Source organism: Parafrankia colletiae, from assembly GCF_001854655.1.
In the GTDB taxonomy this organism is placed as follows: domain Bacteria; phylum Actinomycetota; class Actinomycetes; order Frankiales; family Frankiaceae; genus Parafrankia; species Parafrankia colletiae.
On the sequence record NZ_MBLM01000160.1, the window covers coordinates 1 to 18,730 of the forward strand.

An 18,730-nucleotide genomic window follows, 5' to 3' on the forward strand; every position below is an offset into this window, starting at 1 on the left:
CCACCCAGGCCCGCCGACGATCCGGGTCCACCCGCTCGCCCCGCGCGCAGCATGACCAGATCCCGGCAAGATCAAACTACGCTTCACGGCATTGGGGCAAGGATGGCCGCGAGCAGAACACGGCCCGGACGGGGGAAAAGGCGCATCAGTACTCCGCATCGGCAGATGTCGGACGGAATCTGGCGCCGAAAGATAATTCTCGCCATATCACGGGATCAATGGCCCGCGATTCGAACAGTATCGGAACAGTCAGTGGTTGAAGGTAACAGCAGCGAACTGGTTCGGCTGTGCCGCGCAGCCAGTCGACGCAGCCGGTAGCCGGTGTCCCGCAGCGCCCGCCAGTGGGGGTCCAGGTAGGACGACTGCCCATCTGGATCCGGCGCGGTCCGGTGCCGGGCCGGTAGCCAGGCGCACCGCAGGCCTGGGCGGCGGTCAGAGCTTCGACGCGCTCCTGACCCCGTCCGCCGCGCCGGAGGCCGCCGGTGCGATGCTGCCGGCGTTGTGCGCCCGCCCGCCCGGCTATAACTTGACTGAGTTTAAATCTTCTGACCTGCGGAGGCGGTCGTGGTTGATGTGGCAACTCAGTTCGAGGGGCGCGTCGCCCTCATCACCGGCGGCGCGCGCGGCCTCGGGCGCGCGTTCGGTCGGGCACTCGCCGACCTCGGTGCGCATGCGGTCCTGACCGATGTCGATGAGGCCGCGGTCGACAAGGCCGCTCGCGAGATCACCGAGGCCGGCGGTCAGGCCTCGGCCTACCGCCTCGACGTGGCGGACGAAGCAGCCTGGGACCCGGTGCTCACCGACGTCGCCGCCGTGGACGGCGGCGTCGACATCCTCATCAACAACGCCGGCCTGCACTCGCTCGAGTACGGCACCGCATGGGCGAAGCTCCCGGTGTCCAAGCTGCGCCGCCTCTTCGACGTGAACGTGATGGGCGTGATGATCGGAACGCTCGCCGTGCGCCCGCACATGCAGGGCCGGCCCGGCGCCAACGTCCTCAACATCTCCTCGTCGGCCGCGTTCAACGGCATGGGCGCCTACGGGGCGACGAAGGCAGCGGTGCGCGGCCTCACGCTCGCCTGGGCGCGCGAACTCGGGCCCGAGGGCATTCGCGTGAACGCACTGGCTCCGGGACTGCATGTCACCGACACCATCCGCCAGGAGTTCACCCCGCAGATGATCGAGGGCCACCGGCACCACCAGTTCCTTGATCTGGAGGGCAACGAGCAGGACATCGTCGACGCGATGCTCTACCTCTGCTCGGCGAAGGCGCGTTTCGTCACCGGCGAGACGATGCGGGTCACCGCCGGCTATGCGAGCTCCCTCTGACCCGGCCTGCGCCTCGCGACCGAGCACGCTCGCGTGCGAGAGCCGTCAGCGCCGTCAGGTCCCAGCGCCGTGGCCGAGAGCGGTGTTCGTCCCGGTCACTGCGGGTGCAGCGGCTCCCCGCGTTCGAGCATCGCGACGAGTTTCGCCAGGCGGTTCGCCCGACTGGACGGACTCGGCGCTGCCAGGATCCGATGCAGAACGGCGTAGCGGTCTCGGCGGTTCAGTTCCGCGAACGCCGACCCGGCAGCCGGTGACGCGGCCAGTGCGGCAGCCAGGTCGTCGGGCACCGTCGCCGTGGCCGCTCCGGCGTAGGCCCGATCCCAGCGTCCGTCGGCCTTCGCACGATCGATCTCGGCGTGCCCGCGGGGACGCATCCGACCCTCCTCGATCAGGCGCGCCACAAGTCCGGTGTTCCGCAGGGACCACAGCGAGTTCCTGCGGCGTGGGGTGAACCGCAGGCGGAAGGTCGCCGCGTCGACGCTCTTCTTCTGCCCATCGATCCACCCGCTGCACAGCGCCTCGTGCAGGGCTAGCTCGTAACTCAGCGACGTCGGAGAGGTGGTGCCCTTCTTCGCCAGCAGCAGCCACACCCCGTCGGAGACGGCCTCGTTCACGTCCAGCCAGGCCCGCCACGCCGCGACATCGGCGACTGTCAGTATCTCGGGCTGGGCACCGGTACGCGGCTCCGCCCCGGCCATCCCGTCGCCCTCGCCCATGACTTCCAGCCTACAAAGCCCGACCTGAGTGGAGGCGGGGCAGCGCCGCAGCATAGGCGGCCGGATCGGCCAGTGCCCTGTCGGCCTGAATTCGGCACGGGATCAGGGCAGGGGGTGGCCGTGGGCGGCGAGTTGCTCGCGGACGACGGCGCGAACGCGCTGCGCGTGACGCTCGAGCCGTCCCCGCGGTACGTCGTCGAGCTGTGGTGGGGCGTTCGGGGTCGGCGGCCGGCGCTCGGGGAAGGTGATCGGCAGTCGGCGGGTCCGCAGGTTCGCCCGCCGCCATCGGCGGTAGTCCCCGAACCGGGCCGGGGCGTCGTCCAGTGTGACGGGTGGACCGCCGCGGCGCGGGCGCTGGACCACGACACCCGCCCACCGTTCCCGGTCGCCGCTTTCGGGGTCCGACGTGTTGGCCCACGTCGCGTGGAAAACCTCGGACCAGGCGATGCGACGCCGGTGCCAGGGGCGGGTGACGACCAGCTGCGCGGGCTCGAAGCGGATCGACGTGCCCCACCACAGCAGCGGGGTGAGCAGCAGCCACCCGGCCGCCGCGATCCCCGCCCCGGCGTCGCCCGACAGGTCCAGGGCCAGGGCCAGTACCGTTCCGACCAGGACCGCGGGCAGGAGGGCGACGCCGAACGCCTCGGTGAACTGCCCGGGCAGCGCCCGCACCGTCACGGTGGGCGCCGGTGGGTCGTCGGATGACGGATCGTGCGCCGCGCTCACCGGCCCAGTGTGGCCGTGGCGGCCGTGCGGCCGCTGTCGAGCAGCGGACACCGCCTCACGGAGGCTCAGATGCCGGTCGTCGGCTCCAGCATGGCCCGGGTCGCATCCATCCAGTTCTGGCCGGAGAGCCTGCGGAACGCGCTGACGAGGGTGGCTCCGAGATCGAAGTCCCGGGCGATGAGCCACTGGGCAGCAAGCCCGTCCCAGGTGGCGACGAACTGCCGGGCGACCTCGACCGGATCGAGGCCGGGGTGGGCCTGCCCGCTGCGTTGACGGTCGGCGACCAGCCGCGCGTAGGTCTCGACGGCGATCTGTCGGTGGCGGCCGAGGAAGTCCTCCGCGGGGTGGCCGGGGATAGCGGCGAGGCCGCCGAGCACGACGCGTAGACGCATCACCGGCTCCCTCCCGATCGCGGCCTGGACATGGGCGCCGAGCGCGTCGAGGTCGAGTCCGGGCAGGCCGGCGTCGGGCGGCACTCCGTTGCGTTCGGCCTCGGCGACGGCCAGCTCGTTGTCCCGCTCGACGGCGGCGACGAGGAGATGATCCTTGCTCGGGTAGTGGTAGAGGACGGTGGCCTCGCTGGCGCCGGCGCGCCGGGCGACGTCGGCGATCGTCACCTGCGAGTGCCCCTTCTCCAGGACGAGGTCGAGGACCGCCTGCGCGATCTCGCGCCGGCGGCCGGTCGTCCGGGCGTAGCGACCACGGGCGCGGCCGGCTGTCGATGCCATGCAAGGAGCATCTCTCATGCCGAGTTCGAGTGAACATGAAACATCGTGATGTTATATGCCCGAAATATACTACTTAGTCAGCTTTGACTCCTTGCGATGCGCCAATTTCTTATGGTTCACTCAGTTTTCGCATCGAACGAAGATCGCCAAGGGCGACACTGGTCCGCCACACCGCTGATCGCGGCCAGGGGCACGGGCGGGCCACAAGTCGCGAGGCGACCCGCTGCCGGCAGGCAGTCCGTCCAGACGTCACCGAGACGCGCCGAGAAGGCGCCCGAAACGAAGGAAGCATGCTGATGGCGCTGTTCGCACCAGCACCCGGCGGCACGGAGCGTGGCACCGCCTCGCCACCAGAGAGGCGGAGGCCAGGAGGTGCCGTCGGCGCCGGTCGTCGGCGCCAGCTGCTGGCCGGGCCGGCGACCGTGCTCATCGCCGGAGTGCTCGCGACCGCCTGCACCTCGGGCGGGAAGCCCGACGCGGGAGATCCGGCCGCGGCCGCTCAGCGGACCTGGAAGACCGATGTCGGCAGGCCTTTACAGATCGGCGCGACGCCCCTGACCGGCAGGCCGTGTACAGCCAGGGAGGACGGAACTCCCGTGGTCACCGGCTCATGCATCGACCCGAAGCTGAACCAGCCCTATGTGGACAGGGACGAGCGCCGGTCGGTCACCGACCCGGACACGAAGGTCACGGTCGACTTTCGGTACGTGCACGGCGGATTCCGCGGAACGGAGGCGACGTTCGCCTTCTACTTCCCGCAGCGGTACGCGGGCCGCTTCTTCCAGTACACCTATCCGACTCTGACCACCGACGAGGCCGGGGCCCAGACAATAGCCTTCGCTCTCTCCAACGGCGCGTATCTCGTGCGCACGAACAACGCCGGCGGCCTGCCGAAGGCAGCGGAGCTGGGAGGCTACCGCGCCAACGCGGCGGCGGCGGCCTTCTCACGGGTCGTGGCGGCCCAGGTGTACGCCGACTCGGCGCGCCCCCGCGGATACATCTACGGCGCAAGCGGCGGTGCCTACCAGACCATCGGCGCGCTGGAGAGCACCGAGGGCGTGTGGGACGGTGGCGTTCCCATGGTGCCGGGTACTCCCAATGCCATTCCGAGCAGCATGACCGCGCAGCTGCTGGCGCTGCGCGTTCTGCGTGACAAACTTCCCCAGATAGTGGACGCGCTGGAACCCGGCGGCAGCGGCGACCCCTATGCGGGCCTCGACGAGGAGCAGCGGTCGGTACTCCGGGAGGTCACCCGCATCGGGCTGCCGCTCCGCGGCTGGTGGGACCACGCCGAGATGGACGGCGGGGCCTTCTACGCGGTGGCCGGTGGCGTCCGGATCCTCGACCCCACCTATGTCGACGACTTCTGGACGAAGCCCGGCTATGCCGGCACCGATCCCACGTCGTCGGTCAGCGCCGCGCGGATCCGCCACGACGCGGAGGTCACCGGTCTCGTCGGGGACCCGCCGACGGGGCTGCGGCTCTCGGGTGTGCCAGCCGGTGACCTGACCGGGGCGGACCTTGTCATCACCAGCGGCACTGCGGCCGGCGCATCCGTTCTGATCGGCGGCGCGAACGGTACCGAGGTGACCTTCCGGAGCGACGCGGATCCTGGTACGACCGGCTCGATCAGGCCGGGCGACCACGTGCGCCTCGACAACTCCTGGCATCTCGCGCTGCAGTACTACCAGCGCCACCAGGTGCCGTCGCAGGACATGTACGGCTGGAACCAGTACCGCGGCGCCGATGGCACGCCGCTGTACCCCCAGCGGCCCATGCTGGCCGGGCCGACGTTCGCCCAGGCTGCGAGTGGTGCGGTGCCGACCGGCACGTTCCACGGAAAAATGATCATGATCGCCTCCGCGCTGGACGTCGAGGCGTTTCCCTGGCCCGCGGACTGGTATCACAAACAGGCACAGAACACACTCGGCGCGGAGCTGAACAACAACTACCGCCTGTGGTATGTGGACAACGCGGTGCACAGCTCGCCCCGTGATGCCGCCGCCGGGACGCATATCGTCAGCTATGGCGGTGAGTCCCAGCAGGCGCTCCTCGATCTGGATTCCTGGGTCACCAACGGAACAGCGCCGCCGGCCAGCAGCGGTTACACCGTCGACGGCGATGCGCAGGTACATCTCGCACCCGACGCGGAAGGGCGCCGGGGTGTACAGCCGGTCGTTGACCTGACCGTCAGCCGGGCCGGAACCCGCGATGTCAGGCCACCGGCGGTTCGCGTCGACGCGAAGGCCGGCGAGCCCGTTGTTCTCTCCGCGACGGCGACGGTACCCCCGAACGGGGGAAAGATCGTGCGGATCGAATGGGACTTCGACGGCAGGGGTGGTTATCCGGAACAGTCAGCTGTCGACAGCGCCGCGGAGTCGGTGCGGACGACCACGACACACACCTTCGCCGGAACCGGCACCTATTTCCCGGTGGTCCGGGTGACATCCGAACGCAACGGTGACGGGAAGGCACCTTACGGACTCGTCCAGAACATCGCCCGCGTCCGGGTGGTGGTCAGATAACCGACCTGTTCGGCAGGCAGCCGCAGACGGGCCGGCTCCGGCAGGCCTGCCGGGGGGATGTCCCGGCAGGCCACTGGCGGGACGGACCGCAGACGGACCGCAGCACGACGAACCTCGACGCATCCTCGCGGCCAGGTCGGACGGGCTCCTGTGGGTGCCGGCCCGCTACAGGACACACCGGCCCGCCGACCGGCCGACAGCCAGGAGCCAGGCTTTGCGGAACCCCTTCCCGACCTACACCTCGCCGTTATACAACTGTTTAGCAGCAGGATGCATCAAGCGGGAGGACGGGCAGGCGTATGGAAAAGCTCCGTGTCATCCAGTGGACCACCGGCAAGGTCGGCAAGCTGGCCTTACGGGCGATACTCGACGACCCGCGATTAGACCTCGTCGGTGTATACGCCTGGTCGCCGGACAAGGTCGGCACCGACGCGGGAACGCTGTGCGGCCGGCCACCGTGCAGCGTCGCGGCGACCGATGATGTCGACGCCCTGGTCGCACTCAAGGCGGACACCGTCGTCTACACACCTTTCATGGCCGATCTCGACCATGTCCTGCAGCTGCTTGAAGCGGGCGTGGATGTGGTCAGCACCAACCTGTTCTTCAACGTCGGCGGAGTCAAGGGCGCGACGAAGGAGCGGCTCGAGGCGGCCTGTGCCCGCGGGGGCAGCTCGCTCTACATCACGGGCATAAGCCCCGGGTGGATCAACACGATGGTGACGGCCATGACCGGCGTGTGCCGGGACGTACGGAAGATCTCCATCCTGGAGTCAGCCGACTGCTCCGTCTACGAGTCGAAGGAGACCTGGGAGGCCATGGGCATCTCCCTCACCGGCACCACACCGCAGATCGCCGAAATGGCGAAGTTGTGGATGATGCCGGCTGAGGAGGCCGTGCAGCGGATGGCGCACGCCCTGGAGTACACGCTCGACGACATCGAGTTCTTCCTCGCCTACGCCACCGCCTCGCAGACGGTCGACCTGGGCTACATGACCATCGAGAAGGGCACGAACGCCGCTCTGGAGGTCGGCTGGAACGGCAGGCTGGACGGCAGCACGATCATTCAGATGAAGTTCCGCTGGTACCTGACCAAGCATCTGAACGAGGGCTGGGAGTTCAGCGACGACCAGTACCGCGTGGTCATCGACGGTGAGCCCGGGATCGACACCCGGATCCGTTTCATTCCGCCCGACCACTGGGGCAACCACGAGTGGGACACCATGACCGCCCTGCCCGCGGTCAACGCCGCCTTCAACGTCAGGGACGCGAGGCCCGGGATCCTGCACCTGGCCGACGTCGGCCTGCCCCGCGCGCCAGCCGGGCAGTGGCACGCGGCGCGGGGGTGAAGCCCGGCGGGACGGTGTGACAGATCATCGGCGCCGGGGGCCCGACGGCGTGCCCCCGGCCGGCGTTCATCGCCACGCAAGTCTCCCATAAGCACCACCCCTGAGCATCTCTGCATGACCACTGGGATGCGGCGCCTGCTGGCAGCGATCGGCCGTGAGCTCGACGCCATCGGAGCGATGACGGCCTACGCCTACACCGGCGTCCGGTACGAACCGGCGCGAGACCGGCCCACGCCTCGGACTCCTCCCCATCATCCCGAGCAGGTCCGTCTGGACCTGCCTGCGTCACCTGTCGAACAGCTGCTGTGGCGTCAGCTCTCCGACCTTGCCGAGCCGCCCTCGTCTCCGGGCCCGGCGGTCGACGGAGCGCCTCGATGAGCAGCAGGTCATCGACCTGATCATCAGCAGGGTCGCACCTGCGATGCCAGGCAGCCGGCCGTACGCGCGGATGTGAATGCCGGCGAGCCCCTCGTTCGCCGCCCGCACCCGTGACGGGAGGCGACGGCGTGCCTGGCTAGAGTTTGGCGCCATGCGCTGGCAGAAGGGCGGACCGGAACCGGTCACGCGCGATTGTCGCCCACGTCTCGGCGAGGAGACCCCGGGCAATGTTTCTTGACCGGGCAAGAGTGGCGGCGGCGCTGCCCGGTTACGACCTCGGCGACGAGATCGGGGCGGGATCCTTCGGGCTGGTGCTGGCGGGCTGGCACCGCGGCCTGCAACGCGAGGTAGCGATCAAGGTGCTGCCCGCCGGCGGGCCCCATCGGTCCTTCGGCTCCAGCGAGGCGCGGATCACGGCCAGCCTTGACCATCCGCACATCGTCCGTGTCCACGACTCCGCCCACGCCCATGATCTCGATGTGATCGTCATGGAGATGCTTGCCGGCGGGAGTCTTTCCCGCCGGCAGGCGGGCATGGGGCAGGAGGAGTTCTGCGCGGTCGGCCTCGCGGTCGCCGGGGCCCTGTCATACGCCCATGCGCGTGGAGTTCTGCACCGTGACATCAAGCCCGACAATGTGATGTTCGACTTTGCCGGGAAGGTGAAGGTGGTGGATTTCGGGATCGCGAAGCGGGTGTTCGGGTCGGCGGGCACCGCGAGCGCGGTCATCGGTACTCCGCTGTTCATGGCGCCCGAGCAGATCGTGCGCGGCCGGCTTGGATCAGCCACGGATCTGTACGCGTTGGGCATGATGCTCTACCTGTTGCTGGCCGGCAGGTCCCCCTTCGAGGGAGACCTGGCCGAACCAGTGCCCGGCGAACGCCCGGCACCTCCGTCCGATCGCGGCCTTCGACGCCCGGCTGGAGTCCCGCCGGCGGTCGCCGACGTGATTCTGCGGACACTGGCGACGGACCCGAAGTCCCGACCACCCTCCGCAAGGGCGTTCGCGGTCGATCTCGCCGGGGCGGCCGCGGACAGCTACGGAACGGGCTGGCTCGGCCAGTCGGGAATCCGAGTCCAGTTGGACGACGACGTCCGGGCTGCCGCGGAGGGCCGCTTAGCCCCCCCGATCGCCGTGGCGGCAGCTGCAGCCCCAGCCCCAGCCCCAGCCGCGGATCTTCCCGCAGCGATCGAGACCGATGACGGGTCGGCTCCGTCCCGGGTAGGACGGCGGCGGACCGCCCAGCTCAGGCAGCCCGCGCGCTCACACCGCCGCTCCATACGGCCGCGCCTGCACCTACACCGGCGTGGCGTCGTCGCCGCCGCCGGGCTGCTGCTCCCGCTTGCCGCCGTCGTTTTCCTCGCCGCCAGTCGGTGTGGCCCCGCGTCCCGCCAGATCGGTCTTCTGACAGGGCACACCAGCTGGGTAACAGCGGTGGCGTACTCCACGGACGGGCTCACGCTTGCCAGCGGCAGTTTGGACAAGACAGTGCGACTGTGGGATGTGAGTGATCCGTCTCATGCGCACCAGATCGGCGCCCCTCTGGAAGGACACACCAGCGGGATTATCTCGGTGGCCTTCTCCTCCGACAAGCGGACCCTGGCCACCGCCGCCAAGGACGGAACAGTACGCCTGTGGGACGTCACGGACCCGTCCCACGCTCATTCTCTCGGCGCCCCGTTGACAGGGGGCGCGAAGTCTCTGCACGCGGTTGCGTTCGTGTCGGACGCCGGTCGCGCCACAGATCTTCAGGTCATGGCTGTCGGCGGCGCTGACGGCACGGTGCAGCTGTGGAATGTCACCGACCCGAAGGCGCCGGTCTCTTTCGATAATCCCTTCCCCGCGCATAAGCGCCTGGTTTACTCGGTCGCACTGTCCGCGGAGGGAAGAACCCTGGCCACCGCCAGCGAGGACGGTAGCGCGAAACTGTGGGACGTGCGTGATCCGCTTCGCCCTCTCCCACTCGGCCCACTGCCGGAAGGTCATGTCGGCGGCGTCCACACACTGGCGTTCTCAAGGGATACCCGGATGCTCGTCACTGGGGGGAAGGACGCACTCGTCCGCCTGTGGAATGTGACGGACCCCGCCATTCCACAGCTTTGGGGACGGCCGCTGACCGGCCACAAAGGCATTGTCTGGGCGGTGGCCCTCTCTCAGGACGGCCGCACCCTGGCCAGCGGGTCCCACGACGGGATTGTGCGGATGTGGGACATCACCGACCCCGCTGCTCCCCAGCCTCTCGGGCCGGCCCTGACCGGCCACACCTACACCGTTGCGTCACTCGCGTTCTCCCCGGACGGGCGCACCGTCGCCAGCGGTAGCTGGGACGAGAGCATCCGCCTGTGGGAGGTGCCCTAGCTCCGCTCCGACCGGATGAGCGCCCCGGTGACGCGTGGCTCCCCGAGGCCGGTGGATCCCCGAGGGCCGGTCGGCGAGGATGGCCGCCATGACCAACATCGCGACTTCAGCCGATCCTTACCCGTCCGCCGGCGATCCGGCGGCAGGCGGAACTCTCGTGCTCGGCGGGACAGGGAAGACCGGCCGGCGGGTGGCCGCGAGGCTGAGCGCTCGTGGGTTACCGGTCCGCATCGGCTCCCGGTCCGGCACACCGCCGTTCGACTGGACCGATCCGGCGACGTGGGCAGCCGCAGTGGCGGGGATCGAGGCGATGTACGTCGTCTATTCGCCGGATCTCTCGTTTCCCGCCGCGGCTCCGGCGGTCCGTTCCGTCTGCGAGACGGCGGTCCGGGCCGGGGTGCGCCGCGTCGTGCTGCTGTCGCAGCGCGGCGAGGACGCGGTGCTGCCCAGCGAACATGCCGTCCAGGAGTCGGGCGCGGCGTGGACGATCCTGCGGGTGAGCTGGTTCGACCAGAACTTCAGCGAGGACTACCTGGACGGCGCTGTCCGCCGCGGCGAGGTCGCCCTGCCCGCGGGCACGGTGGCAGAGCCGTTCATCGACGCCGACGACATCGCCGACGTCGCCGTCGCCGCCCTCACCTCGGACCAGCATTCAGGCCGGATCTACGACCTCACCGGCCCCCGGCTGCTCACCTTCGCCGACGCCACGGCGGAGATCAGCCGCGCCGCGGACCGGGAGATCACCTACCGCCCCCTCACCGCCGAGGCCTACGCGGCGGGCCTGGCGGCCGCGGGCATCCCGGCGGACTACGTCACCCTCGTCACCGAGCTGATCTGCCACGGCCTGGACGGGCGCAACTCCTACACCACCGACGACGTCCAGCACGTTCTCGGACGTCCCGCGACGGACTTCACCGACTACGTCCGGACCGCCGCGGCCACCGGCATCTGGAGCACCTGACCGCTACTCGGCCCCGGCCGGGGCGGGTTTGAGGGTGCGCCAGAGGAACTCGTAGATCAGGGCCGACCGGTGGGCGGCCTGTTCGTTGTCGGCTGCGCCGCCGTGACCACCTTCGATGTTCTCGTAGTAGCGGACGTCGTAGCCGAACTCGCGAAGCCGTGCGACCATCTTGCGCGCGTGCCCGGGATGGACGCGGTCATCCCGGGTCGAGGTGGTGATGAACACCGGCGGGTAGGGCCGTCCGGGGTGGACGTTCTGATACGGGGAGTACTCGCTGATGGACGCCCAGGCAGCCGGATCGTCGGGGTCCCCGTACTCGGCGATCCACGAGGCTCCGGCGAGCAGCTGGTGGTAGCGGCGCATGTCGAGCAGCGGTACCGAGGAGACGACGGCGCCGAACAGTTCCGGATAGCGGGTCAGCATCACGCCGGTGAGCAGGCCGCCGTTGGAGCCGCCCTCGATGCCGAGCATGGCCGGGGTGGTGACGCCACGGTCGACGAGGTCTCCGGCCACGGCGGCGAAGTCCTCATAGGCGCGCAGCCGGTTCTCCCGGAGGGCCGCCTGGTGCCACTTCGGCCCGTACTCGCCGCCACCGCGGATGTTGGCGACGACGTAGGTACCGCCGCGGGCCAGCCAGGCGCGCCCGACGGTGGCGCTGTAGCCGGGTGTGAGCGCCACCTCGAAACCGCCGTACCCGTAGAGCAGCGTCGGCCCGGGTTCTTTCTTGCCGATGACGAAGTAGGGAACGCGGGTTCCGTCGGCCGACACGGCGAAATGCTGGCTGACTGCAAGGCCCTCGGCCGGGAAGAATGCCCTCGCCTGCCTGAGGATCTCGGGCTCCGCGCCGATGTCTCCGCGGTACAGCGACGCCGGCTGGAGATAGCCGCTGACGTTGAGGTAGTACTCGTCGTCGACGTCGGGGTTGGTGTCGAAGATGTCGGCGGAGCCGGTGTCCGGGAGGTCGGCCAGCGGCGCCGACGTCCATCCCCGCGCTGTCGGAGTGCGCACGGTCAGCCGGCTCTTCACGTCCTGCAGCGTGGCGACGATCAGATGGTTGCGGGTCCAGGCGTGGCCGGCGAGCGAGGTGCGCTCGTCCGGTTCGAAGAGGACTGTGAGCTCCCGTCGCCCGGCGAGAAAGGCGTCGAAGTCGGCGGCGAGCAGGGCGCCGGCCGGGTATGTGTCCTCGCCGACGACCCACTCCGACCGGGTGGCGATGAGCAGCCATTCCCGGTGGACCGAGGTGTACGCGTCGTCCGGGACGTCGAGACGGACCAGTCCGGTCGGGGTACGCAGGTACGTCTCGTCGCGGTAGAAGTCGACGCTGCGGTGGACGAAGTCGCGGGCGAAACCCTCGGTCGGGTCGTGGTAGGCGCCGACCGAGACGTCGTCCGGCTCGCCCTCGAACACGGTGACGGCGTCCTCGAGCGGAGTGCCGCGCCGCCACTCCCGGACGACCCGCGGATAGCCGGACGACGTCAGGGAGCCCTCACCGAAGTCGGTGCCGACGTAGATCCGGTCCTCGTCGATCCAGCCGACCATGCTCTTGGCCTCGGGCAGGAGGAAGCCGTCGTCCACGAACGCCTTGGCGACCAGGTCGAACTCGCGGATCACCCCGGCGTCAGCACCGCCACGGGAAAGCTCGACCAGCGCCAGCCGGTGGTCGGGGCGCAGCACCTGCGCGCCGTGCCACACCCAGTTCTCGTCCTCGCGGGCGGCGAGCGCGTCGACGTCGAGCACGATCTCCCAGTCCGGGGCGGCCTCCCGGTAGGACGCCAGCGTCGTGCGACGCCACAGGCCACGCGGATGGGCCGTGTCCCGCCAGAAGTTGTAGAGATATCCGCCGCGTGTGACCGGATAGGGAATCCGGTCGTCCGCGTCGAGCACCTCGCGGATCTCGTCGCGCAGCGCGGCGAAGGTGTCGGAACGGGTCAGCTCTGCGAACGCCTCGGTGTTGCGCTCCCGCACCCAGGCGAGCGCGGCGTCCCCACCGACGTCCTCGAGCCAGCGGTACGGATCATCGTCGGTCACCCGTCAAGTCTGCCTCATGGCGGACCCCGCCCCCGTCGCCGCGGCAGCGACGACGGGGGAGCTCGCGGGCCGATCTGGCATGCCTCAGAGCGAGTAGGTCACCCCGGTCAGCCGCTCCGAGTGCTCCCACAGACGCTCGGCGGTCTCGGCGCTGCGTGACGCGGTGCTCGGCCTGACCAGGACGGGCGGGCCGGTCATCTTGAGCAGGCCACGCGGGCCGTAGTACTCGCCGCCCTTCGACGCCGGGTCGGTCGCCGCGCGCAGGGTGGGCAGGGCCCCCATGTGCGCGGAGTGCACGATCGGGTTGGGGATGCGGTCGGCCACCCGCTTGAGCCTTCGCCTGACCGGGCCGACGGACGGCAGGATCTCCGTGTTCGCGCCGCCGGGGTGCGCGGCGAGGGATCGGGCCGAGGAACCCGCCGCCTCCAGGCGGCGCTGCAGGTCGAACGCGAAGAGCAGGTTCGCGAGCTTCGAGCGTGCGTAGCCCCGCAACGGCCGGTAGCCCTCCGCGAAGTGGAGATCGTCGAAGTCGATCTTCCCCATGCGATGCGCGTTGCTGCCGACCGTGACTATCCGGCCGGCGTCCGCGGCCAGAACGGCGTCCAGGACGATCCCGGTAAAGGCGAAGTGGCCGAGGTAGTTGACTCCGAAATGCAGCTCGAAGCCGTCGGCGGTCAGGCCGTAGGGCAGTAAGGTCACGCCCGCGTTGTTGACGAGCAGGTCGATGACCGGCCGCTCGGCACGCAGCGCCTCGGCCGCCTTGCGCACCGAGGCGAGGGAGTTCAGATCCATCTCCAGCACGGAGACGTCCGCCTCGGGGGTGGCGGTTCGGATGGTGTTCAGGGCGTCCTGTGCCTTGACCGGGTTACGGCAGGCCAGCACGACCGTCGCCCCGCGGCCGGCGAGCACCTTGGCGGCCTCGAATCCGATCCCGGAGTTCGCGCCGGTGATGACGGCCGTCCGTCCGCTCAGGTCCGGAACGTCGTTGGCACTCCAGCGCCGCCGTCTGGGTTCTTTCACCATGGGGACTCCCGATCCGTGACGGCGAGGACTCATCCTCCTCGACCGACGTTGTAAGAATGTCAGCACCCCGAGCAGACGGGAGCGCCTACCCCGGACAGTTTCTCTAGCGTGCACTCTGACCGAACCGACGGTCACGCGCATCAGGCCGTCGGACGTCTCGTGCCCGCGGACCGGCGTGGGTCACGTTGGTCGCAGTCATGCGGGCCACATGCGTCACGAACTCGTCGAGCCGCTCCCACAGCAGCGCACGGGTGGTGGCGAAGTTGTGCATGTGTGCCATGCGCGGCACGACGTACACGGCGATGTCTGTGGCCGTTCCGAACGCCGCGATCTCTTCGCCCAGGGGGCGGCAGACGTCCCGTTCGCCGGTGGCCAGAAGGACGGGCACATCGATGCGGGCGGCCTCGGCGGCCACCACACCGGGCAACATCGACACGGCTCCGAAACCTGGATAGGTGAGGCTGCCCCATGGCGGGGCGCTTCGACGGCCCGGCAGCCCGTCGGCGACGTCGGCTGCGACCAGCGAGGCGAGATCACGGGGCCGGCGTGATGCGTCAGCCAATGTTATGGCCTCCCAGTGAAACACCCAGGTCCAGTCGGTGTTCGCGAGTGCGAACAGCGCCGCCTCCTCGGGAGTCGCATCATCCGGGGGGACCATCTCCGGCTGGCCGGGCCGCACGGGCGGTGCCGTGCCGGTCATGCTGCTACCCAGCATCGCCACGCCGTCGAACGTGCGATGGTCGGCCTGCATCACGGCGAGGGCGTGCCCGCCCAGCGACTGACCCGCGCCGACGACGCACGCGACGTCGACCGGCCTGATGTCGGGGGCGAGCGTGCCCCTGCGCAGGCCCTCAAGGATTGCGGTGACGCCTGAATGGCTTGCCGTGGCGACCGCCGCCAGGGTGGTGACCTCCATGGGCGGGACGCTGCTCTCGCCGACCCCGAGGTGATCGATCGCCACGACGACGGTTCCCCGGCTGGCATGGTGAGCCGCCTGGCTGAAGCCCGGCACCGGAAGGTCAAAATAGCGCCGGTTGTATCCACCTCCGGGGAAGAGCACCAGCACCGGCGGACAGTGCGCCAGCGCATCGTCACCTGGCAGGTACACACTCGCCGCCAGCTGCCAGCCCTGCCCCTCGCCATCCCGAGCCGGCACCGGCACCGGCACCTGAAGATCGACAGACTGCATGTGCGACATGTAGCGACCTCATCTCAGGACGGCGACGCGGCGAGGGGCCGACTCAGTTGTGCCATCTGTTCTCCCGGAAAGCCACCAGATCGGCGCAGACCGGTGCAGACATCGGGCGCTTCGCCGCCAGGGGCGGTGCCGAGTTCGTCCCTGACCGGACCCCGGAAGCACACCGCTCCGTCGCCACCGCCGTCACGAGGAGGCCGGCCGTCGCCGAACCGGCCCACTGCGGGAACCCTCCAGTACGTCCCGATGTAGAACGTCGTTCTCGCTTTACGAGCTAGCTGGTCATGCGTGAAAGTAGACTTTGACTTCACCAAAAACGCGTGACACACTTCACTCCCCACGGCCCTGGAGGCGCATCCGACCGATCCACCCATGCCCCGCGACTGGCGAAATGCCACGGTGATCCGCGTTGCCCCGCCCCGGCCGAGGTGGGGCAACGCGGTTGCCGGGGGACACGGGGTGGACTGCGCGCGGGCGACCCCCGTGCCGGCTCATGGCGGTGGCTGCCCTCACACCGCCCGGAGGCGAGCGCCGTTTCGACAATCCGGACATCCGAAAACTGGAGAGGACGACAATGATCCGTACGAGGCGATTACTCGCCACCGCCGCCATGTGCTGCATGGCGCTGTTCCTGGGCGCGTGCGGTGGTGGTGGCGATGACGGCGGTGGTGATGGCGGCCCCGCCACCACCTCGGGCGCCGCCGGGGACCCGGTCGCGGGCGGGCACGGGCGGATCCTCATGCTGGCCGAGACGAGCAGCCTGGACCCGGCCAAACTCGGAAACGCCTACGCGGCGACGGCTGTCCTGGGTAACGCCCTGTACGGCACGCTGATGATTGACGACGAGAAGGGCGAGGTCGTCTACAAGATGGCCCAGTCCTTCACCACCAGCGACAACGGTTCCACCTTCGAGCTGCGGCTGCGTCCGGGGCTGGTTTTCTCCGACGGCAGCCCGTTCGACGCCGCCGCGGTCAAGGCCGGCTGGGAACGCCACAAGGACCCCGCGGTCGGTTCGGTCTACCGCGGGGACGCCATGGCGATCGCCTCCACGGAGGTGGTGGACGCCACCACCCTGAAGGTCTCGATGACCGCCCCGATGCCGAACTTCGCCGATGTCGTCCTCGGAACGGGACTGAACTGGATCGCCTCTCCCGCAGCCCTGCAGGGTGGCCCTCAGGCATTCGAGGCGAATCCGATCGGCGCCGGTCCGTTCACACTGAAGAAGTGGACCCGGCAGGCCGACATCGACCTGGTCAAGAACGCCCGCTACTGGGACGCGCCGCGGCCCTACCTCGACAGCCTCACGATCCGGTCGGCTGTCGACGCGAGGCAGCGCTACAACACCCTGCTCACCGGAGGCGCGGACATCGCCATCGAATCCGACTGGGTCAACCTCCACAAGGCCGCCGACGACGGCCTGCCGAGCATCCTCAAGCCCGTCAACGGCGGCATCCTGATGACGCTCAACATGCGCCGGGCGCCCTTCGACGACATCCGGGCCCGTCAGGCGGTCGCTGCGGCGATCGACCTTGAGTCGCTCAACCTCGCCGTCTACGAAGGCGACGGGCAGCCCGCCGAGACGCTGTTCGACGATTCCTCCCCCTTCTACTCGGAGGAGCCGCTGCGGCGCTTCGACCGGGAGCTCGCGCAGCGCCTGTTCGACGAGCTGGCCGCCGAGGGCAAGCCGGTGTCCTTCACCTTCACCAGCTTCCCGAGCTCCGAGAACCGGGCGATCGCCGAGAACGTGCAGGCCCAGCTCAGCAGCTTCAAGAACGTCAAGGTGGAGGTCAAGGTCGTCCAGCTCGCCGAGATCGCCAAACTGCGCGTGACGCACGACTTCGACACCTACGTCACATCGGCGTTCTTCCGGGACCCGGAACCGCGGCTGTGGTCGGCCTTCAACGGCAGTTCGGCCGTCAACGTGCCCGGTGTCAACGACCCCGAGCTCAACGAGGCTCTGATGACCGGCCGGACCTCGACGGTGGAGGCTGAGCGCCGGAGCGCCTACGAGACCGTCCAGCAGCGGCTGGGTGACGTCACGCCGGGGATCTTCCTCCAGCGGGTCGCCCTCGGCGCCGTCTCGGGCGAGAAGGTCGGCGGCCTCGCCCAGTACGGCCTCGGCTCACTGCTCCCCGAGGAGCTGTGGATCCAGAAGTAGTTCCCGTCCAGGTTCTCCACTGATCATGTAGGTGCGAGGAGCCGGCAGGCGCCAGGCCTGCCGGCTCCTCGTCCTCTGCGGCGGCATGGCAGCCTGGTCGAATGACGGACGGCGACGGCGACGGCCAGGACGGCGGCGACGGCGGTTCGCCGGGCAGCTCCCCGGGCGGGCAGGTGGCGGCCCGTCGACTGCGGGCGCAGGGCCTGACCGACCGCGGCGCGCCGCGCGTCGTCGACGTCGTCGAGCGGCTCCTCGCGGTGCAGGCGCAGGACGGGCGAGGGATGCGACTGGCCGTCCGGTCGCGGACGGACGGGCTGCACGCCAGCGATGTCGACGACGCGCTGTCCGTCGACCGGTCGATCGTCGTCACCTGGCTCAACCGCGGCACTCTCCACCTGGTGCGCTCCCAGGACTACTGGTGGTTACACGCGTTGACCGCACCCCGGATGGCGGCCCAGATCAGACGGCGCCTGGCGCAGGAAGGTCTGACCGCGGCCGAGGCCGACCACGGTGTCACCGTTGTCGAGCGGGCCCTGGCCGGCGAAGGGCCCCTGGTGCGCGCCCGGCTGAAGGAACGCCTGGACGCGGCCGGTGTGCGGACCGAGCGGCAGGCACTCGTCTACATCATGGTTCTCGCGTCGAGTCGGGGTCTGGTGGTGCGGGGGCCGGTCGTCGACGGTGGCGAGCAGGCCTTCGTTCTGGTGCGGGACTGGCTGGGTGGTCCGCCTGCCGTGGACCGGGATACCGCTTTGGCCGAGCTGGTAGGGCGTTATCTCGCCGGCCACGGACCGGCCACGCCTGCCGACACCGCCCGCTGGGCCGGCCTTCCGGTCGGCGACATCCGGCGCGGTCTCACCGCCGCCGGCGACCACCTGATCGACCTGGGGAACAGCCTCATCGACCTGCGCGAACGGTCGGGACCGGCAGGCAGGCTGAGTGCGGCTCCGGCGCCGGCGCCCGCCCTGCCGGCACCGAGGTTGCTGGGCAGCTTTGATCCGGTCCTGCACGGCTGGGTCTCGCGGGACTGGATCGTCGGTGGGCATCAGTCGGTCGTCACCACCAACGGCATTTTCCGGCCGATCGCGCTGGTCGACGGCAAGGCGGTCGCCACCTGGGCGATGCCGGGTGGCACCGTCGAACTCACCCCGTTCGCCCCGCTGTCCGACGAGGTCACCGCCTCGCTCCGCGCGGACGCCGCCGACGTCCGACGGTTTCTCGGCCGCTGACGTCCAGCCGAACGAGCCCTTGCCCGGCGCCACG

General features: G+C 69.7%; 14 protein-coding genes. 8 read left to right on the forward strand and 6 right to left on the reverse strand.

The features are described from left to right. Positions 1 to 564: 564 nt before the first annotated feature. A complete protein-coding gene (locus tag CC117_RS29470) occupies positions 565 to 1,329 on the forward strand; it encodes an SDR family NAD(P)-dependent oxidoreductase (protein ID WP_071090258.1) in 765 nt (254 codons plus the stop codon). Positions 1,330 to 1,424: 95 nt separating this feature from the next. On the opposite strand, the gene CC117_RS29475 is transcribed toward CC117_RS29470, so the two are convergent. From CC117_RS29475 to CC117_RS29485, 3 genes are all read right to left on the reverse strand, one after another. Beyond that, a complete protein-coding gene (locus tag CC117_RS29475; protein WP_071090261.1) occupies positions 1,425 to 2,045 on the reverse strand; it encodes a YdeI/OmpD-associated family protein in 621 nt (206 codons plus the stop codon). A gap of 102 nt (positions 2,046 to 2,147) precedes the next feature. Further along, complete coding sequence (locus CC117_RS29480) at positions 2,148 to 2,771, reverse strand: permease (RefSeq protein WP_241830540.1); 624 nt, start codon at positions 2,769 to 2,771, stop codon at positions 2,148 to 2,150. A 65-nt stretch (positions 2,772 to 2,836) separates the two neighbouring features. Next, on the reverse strand, positions 2,837 to 3,499 hold the full coding sequence (locus CC117_RS29485; RefSeq protein ID WP_071090267.1) for a TetR/AcrR family transcriptional regulator: 663 nt from the start codon (positions 3,497 to 3,499) through the stop codon (positions 2,837 to 2,839). Between the two features lie 296 nt (positions 3,500 to 3,795). Here CC117_RS29485 and CC117_RS29490 point away from each other — a divergent pair, with 296 nt between their 5' ends. The 5 genes from CC117_RS29490 (at position 3,796) to CC117_RS29510 (ending at position 11,066) form a co-directional block, all read left to right on the forward strand. Beyond that, on the forward strand, positions 3,796 to 6,024 hold the full coding sequence (locus tag CC117_RS29490) for a hypothetical protein (RefSeq protein ID WP_407673610.1): 2,229 nt from the start codon (positions 3,796 to 3,798) through the stop codon (positions 6,022 to 6,024). Between the two features lie 299 nt (positions 6,025 to 6,323). Then, entirely contained in the window at positions 6,324 to 7,370 is a 1,047-nt protein-coding gene (locus CC117_RS29495) for an NAD(P)H-dependent amine dehydrogenase family protein (protein WP_071090273.1), read from the forward strand. 114 nt (positions 7,371 to 7,484) lie between these two features. Further along, a complete protein-coding gene (locus CC117_RS29500) occupies positions 7,485 to 7,748 on the forward strand; it encodes a DUF6059 family protein (RefSeq protein ID WP_131803157.1) in 264 nt (87 codons plus the stop codon). 227 nt (positions 7,749 to 7,975) lie between these two features. Then, the gene (locus tag CC117_RS29505) at positions 7,976 to 10,105 is read left to right on the forward strand and encodes a WD40 repeat domain-containing serine/threonine protein kinase (RefSeq protein WP_071090278.1); all 2,130 of its coding nucleotides are present in this window, start codon (positions 7,976 to 7,978) and stop codon (positions 10,103 to 10,105) included. Positions 10,106 to 10,193: 88 nt separating this feature from the next. Further along, positions 10,194 to 11,066 carry an NAD(P)H-binding protein gene (locus CC117_RS29510; protein ID WP_198542032.1) on the forward strand — a complete coding sequence of 291 codons (873 nt, stop codon included), beginning with the start codon at positions 10,194 to 10,196 and terminating at the stop codon, positions 11,064 to 11,066. 3 nt (positions 11,067 to 11,069) lie between these two features. On the opposite strand, the gene CC117_RS29515 is transcribed toward CC117_RS29510, so the two are convergent. From CC117_RS29515 to CC117_RS29525, 3 genes are all read right to left on the reverse strand, one after another. Beyond that, positions 11,070 to 13,094 carry a prolyl oligopeptidase family serine peptidase gene (locus tag CC117_RS29515; RefSeq protein WP_071090282.1) on the reverse strand — a complete coding sequence of 675 codons (2,025 nt, stop codon included), beginning with the start codon at positions 13,092 to 13,094 and terminating at the stop codon, positions 11,070 to 11,072. Between the two features lie 84 nt (positions 13,095 to 13,178). After that, the gene (locus CC117_RS29520; protein WP_071090284.1) at positions 13,179 to 14,117 is read right to left on the reverse strand and encodes an oxidoreductase; all 939 of its coding nucleotides are present in this window, start codon (positions 14,115 to 14,117) and stop codon (positions 13,179 to 13,181) included. Between the two features lie 103 nt (positions 14,118 to 14,220). After that, complete coding sequence (locus CC117_RS29525) at positions 14,221 to 15,315, reverse strand: alpha/beta hydrolase (RefSeq protein ID WP_071090287.1); 1,095 nt, start codon at positions 15,313 to 15,315, stop codon at positions 14,221 to 14,223. 571 nt (positions 15,316 to 15,886) lie between these two features. Here CC117_RS29525 and CC117_RS29530 point away from each other — a divergent pair. Together CC117_RS29530 and CC117_RS29535 are read left to right on the forward strand one after the other, a co-directional pair. Further along, positions 15,887 to 17,470 carry an ABC transporter substrate-binding protein gene (locus tag CC117_RS29530; protein ID WP_071090289.1) on the forward strand — a complete coding sequence of 528 codons (1,584 nt, stop codon included), beginning with the start codon at positions 15,887 to 15,889 and terminating at the stop codon, positions 17,468 to 17,470. A gap of 101 nt (positions 17,471 to 17,571) precedes the next feature. Further along, positions 17,572 to 18,696, forward strand: a complete 1,125-nt coding sequence (locus CC117_RS29535; protein ID WP_084133004.1) for a winged helix DNA-binding domain-containing protein — start codon at positions 17,572 to 17,574, stop codon at positions 18,694 to 18,696. The last annotated feature ends 34 nt before the right edge of the window (positions 18,697 to 18,730 follow it).